The organism is Candidatus Fusobacterium pullicola (genome assembly GCA_018883725.1).
Lineage (GTDB): Bacteria > Fusobacteriota > Fusobacteriia > Fusobacteriales > Fusobacteriaceae > Fusobacterium_A > Fusobacterium_A pullicola.
The window spans coordinates 1-5,338 of the sequence record JAHLFN010000001.1; the positions used below are offsets into that span (position 1 = coordinate 1).

The 5,338-nt window shown below is 30.2% G+C and carries 6 protein-coding genes; 4 read left to right on the forward strand and 2 right to left on the reverse strand.

What is annotated here, in order from left to right:
* Positions 1–215: 215 nt before the first annotated feature.
* The gene (locus IAA47_00005) at positions 216–443 is read right to left on the reverse strand and encodes a carboxymuconolactone decarboxylase family protein (GenBank protein MBU3841377.1); all 228 of its coding nucleotides are present in this window, start codon (positions 441–443) and stop codon (positions 216–218) included.
* A 211-nt stretch (positions 444–654) separates the two neighbouring features.
* On the opposite strand from IAA47_00005, the gene IAA47_00010 reads away from it, so the two are divergent.
* Positions 655–1,821, forward strand: a complete 1,167-nt coding sequence (locus IAA47_00010) for an iron-containing alcohol dehydrogenase (protein ID MBU3841378.1) — start codon at positions 655–657, stop codon at positions 1,819–1,821.
* Positions 1,822–1,877: 56 nt separating this feature from the next.
* On the opposite strand, the gene IAA47_00015 is transcribed toward IAA47_00010, so the two are convergent.
* Positions 1,878–2,810 carry an alpha/beta fold hydrolase gene (locus IAA47_00015; protein ID MBU3841379.1) on the reverse strand — a complete coding sequence of 311 codons (933 nt, stop codon included), beginning with the start codon at positions 2,808–2,810 and terminating at the stop codon, positions 1,878–1,880.
* Between the two features lie 138 nt (positions 2,811–2,948).
* Here IAA47_00015 and IAA47_00020 point away from each other — a divergent pair, with 138 nt between their 5' ends.
* From IAA47_00020 to IAA47_00030, 3 genes are all read left to right on the forward strand, one after another.
* Complete coding sequence (locus IAA47_00020; protein ID MBU3841380.1) at positions 2,949–3,497, forward strand: hypothetical protein; 549 nt, start codon at positions 2,949–2,951, stop codon at positions 3,495–3,497.
* 62 nt (positions 3,498–3,559) lie between these two features.
* On the forward strand, positions 3,560–4,696 hold the full coding sequence (locus tag IAA47_00025) for an amidohydrolase (GenBank protein ID MBU3841381.1): 1,137 nt from the start codon (positions 3,560–3,562) through the stop codon (positions 4,694–4,696).
* A gap of 94 nt (positions 4,697–4,790) precedes the next feature.
* Positions 4,791–5,213, forward strand: a complete 423-nt coding sequence (locus IAA47_00030) for a SoxR reducing system RseC family protein (GenBank protein MBU3841382.1) — start codon at positions 4,791–4,793, stop codon at positions 5,211–5,213.
* The last annotated feature ends 125 nt before the right edge of the window (positions 5,214–5,338 follow it).

Genomic DNA, 5,338 nt, shown 5'->3' on the forward strand with positions numbered 1-5,338 from the left:
CTACAAGAACTAAGTGATAATACAGCAAAAATACTGAATGACAATTACTATCTAACTCCATTGTTTTTACTAATTTTTTTATATATCTACTGATTGTATTATATCACTTTGTCTTCTAAAAAACAATAGGGCAATTCATCGCACCACCTATAGAGGTGGGCGACTTCTTGCCCGTTAGGTTAAATCTGAATTTCCTAGTTTTTTATATTTCATATTTATCTTCCCTCACTTAAAATATTCCTAATTATTTTAAAAAGTATTCCCAAAGCATTTAAACTACGAGGAAAACCACAATAAGCATATAACTGTATCATACTTTCCTTTATCTCATTTACAGTTACTCCTTTTTCTAAAGCCAACTTTATACTTTTCTCTAGTTCTATCATATCTCCTTTTGCTGTAAAAACTGAAACTATAACAATACTTTTCTCTCTATCTGTCATCTTTCTCACCCCTATCTTTATTATTTCATATGTTTTTTATACCATCTAGAGTCCACTCCAAGTCAAGATATTTATTTTTTTATTTTTTCTCTTGACTTAGAGTTAACTCTAAGGAATATAATTAAAACATAGAAAAAAGTATTAGAAAATTTATATATTTAACTTATGAGGATTACAATAAATTATAATAATATTTAATGGAGGTTTTAACATGAAACTTGATTTTAATTACTATAACCCAACAAAAATCTACTTTGGAAAAACATCTCTTAATAATTTAAAAGATGAGTTGAAAAACTATGGAAAAACTATTCTCTTAGTTTATGGTAAAAATTCTATTAAAAAAAATGGACTTTATGATAAAATTATAACTATTTTAAAGGAAGCTGATAAGAAGGTTATTGAGCTTGCTGGAATTAAATCTAATCCTACATATAAACAGATGATGGAGGGAGCAAGACTTGTTAGAGAAAATAATGTAGATTTAATTTTAGGAGTTGGGGGAGGATCAGTTATAGATTGTTCTAAGGCTATCTCTGTATCTGCCTATTGCAATGGTGACCCTTGGGAAAAATATTGGGTTAACTTTGAAAAGATAGACAATAAAATTATTCCTGTAGGTGCTGTTTTAACTATGGCAGGAACAGGCTCTGAAATGAATGGTGGTTCTGTTATAACTAATGAAGAGAAAATGCTAAAAAATGGAAGAGTTTTCTCTCCTGATGTTTATCCAAAATTCTCTATCTTAAATCCTGAATATACTTATACTGTTCCTAAATATCAGATGGTTAGTGGAATATTTGATACTCTTTCTCACTTGATGGAACAATATTTCTCTGGTGATGATAATAATACTACTGATTATATACTTGAAGGAGTTATGGAGGCTCTTATTGATAATGCTAGAGTTGCTCTTAACAATCCAGAAGATTATGAAGCTAGAAGCAACATCATGTGGTGTACAACTATTGGTTTAAATACAATTACAGGGGTATCTAAAACACAAGACTGGGAAGTTCATATGATTGAACATCAACTAGGTGCTTATACTGATTGTGCCCATGGTATTGGATTGGCTATTATATCTGTCCCTTATTACAAATATATCTACAAGTATGGACTAGATAAATTTGTAAGATTTGCTAAAAAGATTTGGAAAATTGACGATAAAAACTTAACAAAAGATGAAATAGCTATTGCTGGAATTGAAAAGCTTGCTGACTTCATAAAAGAACTTGGTATTCCAACTACTTTGAGAGAGATAGGTACAACAGAAGATATGCTTCCTAAAATTGCTAACTCTACTATCATACTTGATGGTGGATATAAAAAATTAACTTCCAATGAAATTTTAAATATTTTAAAAGAAGCTTACTAATTATAAAAAAGCTACTCTTGTATAAGATACTTGAGTAGCTTTTTTATTCTATATCTCTATTTTTTATTCTCAACATATGAGAATAATCTCTCTTCTAACCAATATGGTTCTTTAAAAAATCTTGCATAACCTACATGTCCCCCATACTTTGTAATCTGTAAAGTTACATGTTTATTTTTTTTAGCCTCTCTTATAGGATAGCACTCCTCTGACATAATAGGGTCATCTTCTGCCATTAGTATAAAAGTAGGTACCTTTATAAAAGGAATAGCCTTCTTAGGACTGACCTTCTCATAATAATCCTCTGCATCTCTATAACCATATTGAGGTGCTGTAAATATGTTGTCAAACTCCTCTATTGTTTCACATGCCAAAATCTTATCTATCTCTATTTTTTTAGGATAGATAACAGATTTCTCCAGCATTTTCTTTTTCAATTTATCCATGAAATATTTTGTATAAATTTTATTTTCTTTTTTTACAAAGGTTCTTGCACTTCCAAGTGGGTCACATGGTGCAGATACAGCCATAGCACAAAATATATTTTTAGGTAGTTCCTTTTGACTTCCTAAATAGTTTAAAACTAGACCTCCACCTAAACTAAATCCTGCTATTACCACTTTTTTATAGTCAGCTGTCTTTTTTAATACTACTTCTAAATCTTCAATCTGTCCCATATTATAGAATTTTACTTTTCTATTAATCTCTCCGCTACAACCACGATAATTCATAGCTAAAACGTCCCAGCCTCTCTCTGAGAAATATTTAGCCATTCCCTGTATGTATTTACTTCTAGAGCTCCCCTCTAGTCCATGACATAAAACAATGACTTTAGTATGTCCATTTTTTATCCAATCTATATCTATGAAGTCTAAATCTGGGGTGTTTATTCTCTCTCTTCTATATCTTACCTCTACACTTCTAAAAATAGTTGGAAAACAAGTGCTGATATGACCATTTTTAAATAAAAAACTTGGTTTATAATCCAATTCCATCCCTCCATTTTATTACCATAATATTATATGTGAAAATGAAAAATTTTTCTACATTTTTCTTTTTAATATTGACTTTTTCTATTATTTCTAGTATCTTTTTATTACAATAGAAGTCTATAGAAGGGTGAAAATATGAGTAAGAGAAAGATTTTTTTTATTTTGTTTCCACTATTTTTAGGGGTAGCAATATATTTTTTATATAGGAGTAGAAATCTATTTTATTTTAAAATTTTTACAACTCATCCTGTTATTTACAGTTATGTTATTAAAATAAGGGATATAGCTTGGTTATATCGTAAACATCTTCCACTTTGGACTGTTTACTCACTTCCAGATGGACTATGGCTATTCTCATTTGGTGCAATTTTACTATTGGATAGGTTTTTTTATCTCCTTCACTTTACAGTTTTTACAGCTATCTATATTTTTATGGTAGCCTTAGAATTTTTACAAAAACGTTTTGGTGGGCATGGTACCTTACTAGGAACTTTTGATAAATTAGATATTTTATTTTTTACACTGGGATATATCTCTATTGTCCTTATTTCTAATTTTTTTCATAGAAGAGATAAAAAACATTCCTCTGAAATAACTCTTGTAAGCAGGAGAAAAGAGATTGTAGAAGATATCAAATACTGTTTTATATTTACAATTTTAGGTGCTTTACCTAGTCTATTTTAAGGCTAGGTTTTTTCTTTTTTTTATGTTAAAATAATTTCAATAAAAGATAAGGGGGGTCAGTTATGAATTTAGATTTTTTACTAGATGATGTTATAAAAAATAGAAGAGCTCTTCATCAAATCCCAGAAGTTGCTCTAAATGAATTTAAAACTCAAAAATATTTAAGAGAGTATCTTGTATCTATTGGATTAAATCCTCAAGATATTTGTGAGACTGGTCTATATGTCTATATTGAAGGAAAGGACAAAGAGAACTGTATAGCTTTTCGTTCAGATATTGATGCTTTAAATATTTTAGAAGAAAATGAGATTGAATTTGTATCTCAAAACAAAGGACAGATGCATGCTTGTGGACATGATGGACATATGGCTACACTTTTAGGTTTTGCTAAGTATCTAACTACAATACAACCATTAGAAAAAAGTGTTTTACTGATATTTCAACCAGCTGAGGAAGCTCCCGGTAGAGCTAGAGAGATTTGTAAATCTGGACTTTTACAAAAATACTCTGTAAAAGAGATATATGGCCTACATCTATTTCCAGAGCTACCAGAGGGAACAATAGGAACAAGAGCCGGAGCTTTTTTTGCTCAACCTACCGTTATCCATGGAAAAATTACAGGTAAAAGTGGGCATGGTGCTATGCCACACAAGGGAATTGATGCACTTCAAGCCTTTACAAAGGTTGTAGATGCTTACCAAACTATTATCTCTAGAAACTTTTCTCCCTTTGATACAACAGCCTTAACTATTGGAAAATTTCAAGGGGGAAGTGCCTTCAATATCCTTCCAGAAACAGTGGAGTTTTGGGGAACACTAAGAACTTTTTCTCAAAAAAATACTGATTTTGCTATCCAAAGAATAAAAGAGATTCATAGAGGAATGGAGATTGCTTATAATGTTAAAATTGAAGAGAATATAGAGGTTATGTATCCTCCAGTTACAAACGATACTAAACTGTATGAAAGATTTTTAAAGAGTATAGATGGTATACCTTTTGTTGAGTATGAGCCTTTAGCTATTGCTGAAGATTTCTCTTACTATCAACAGGAAGTACCTGGATTATTTATTCTACTAGGGGTTAGAAACGAAGATAAGGGATTTACTCAAGCTCTACATAATTGCAAATTTAACTTTGATGAAAAAGCATTACTTACAGGTATAGAGATGTTTGCTAAAATTTATAATAATTTTAAATAAAAGTAAATTTTTATAAAGTTTTATGTTATAATTCTATTAGATATACTCATATATTCTCTAATAGTTAGAGATAAATTTTTAAGGTGGTAAGAATATGTTAAATAAAGGTGTTATAAAAAGAATTAATGGAAATAAGATTGTTGTAAAACTTTATAAAGATACAGCTTGTTCCCACTGTAGTGGTTGTAGTGGAGATAACAAATATGGAAAGGATTTTGAGTTTACAACAGATCTGAAAGCTGAAATAGGAGATATAGTTACCTTTGAAATACCTGCTGGTAAGGTTATCAAGGCTGCCTCTATTGCCTATGTTTTCCCTGCTGTTGCTATGATACTAGGATATTTTTTTGGAGAGAAGCTATTGGGACTTTCTGAAAATAAAAGCATTATTACAAGCTTTTTAAGTCTTGCTCTTGCCTTTGGCGTTCTTTACCTATATGATAAAGTTAGAGCTAAAAGAAAACCTAACTCTGAAATAGAGATTATCTCTATTGAGAAAGAGGACACTTCAAAGTAACTACTCAGCTATGAGTTTTTACAAAAAATAAAAATAGCCAAATAGAGGGAGTTTTCAACATTTTTGTTGAAGGCTCCCTTTCTATTCAACTACTGGTAACATAATTTCGCATAAATCAAATATAC

What these genes read in the sequence shown, in the direction of transcription:
- IAA47_00025 (MBU3841381.1), top strand. Translation starts at nt 3,560, where the DNA reads ATGAATTTAGATTTTTTACTAGATGATGTTATAAAAAATAGAAGAGCT.
- IAA47_00005 (MBU3841377.1), bottom strand. Translation starts at nt 443, where the DNA reads ATGACAGATAGAGAGAAAAGTATTGTTATAGTTTCAGTTTTTACAGCA.
- IAA47_00010 (MBU3841378.1), top strand. Translation starts at nt 655, where the DNA reads ATGAAACTTGATTTTAATTACTATAACCCAACAAAAATCTACTTTGGA.
- IAA47_00030 (MBU3841382.1), top strand. Translation starts at nt 4,791, where the DNA reads ATGTTAAATAAAGGTGTTATAAAAAGAATTAATGGAAATAAGATTGTT.
- IAA47_00020 (MBU3841380.1), top strand. Translation starts at nt 2,949, where the DNA reads ATGAGTAAGAGAAAGATTTTTTTTATTTTGTTTCCACTATTTTTAGGG.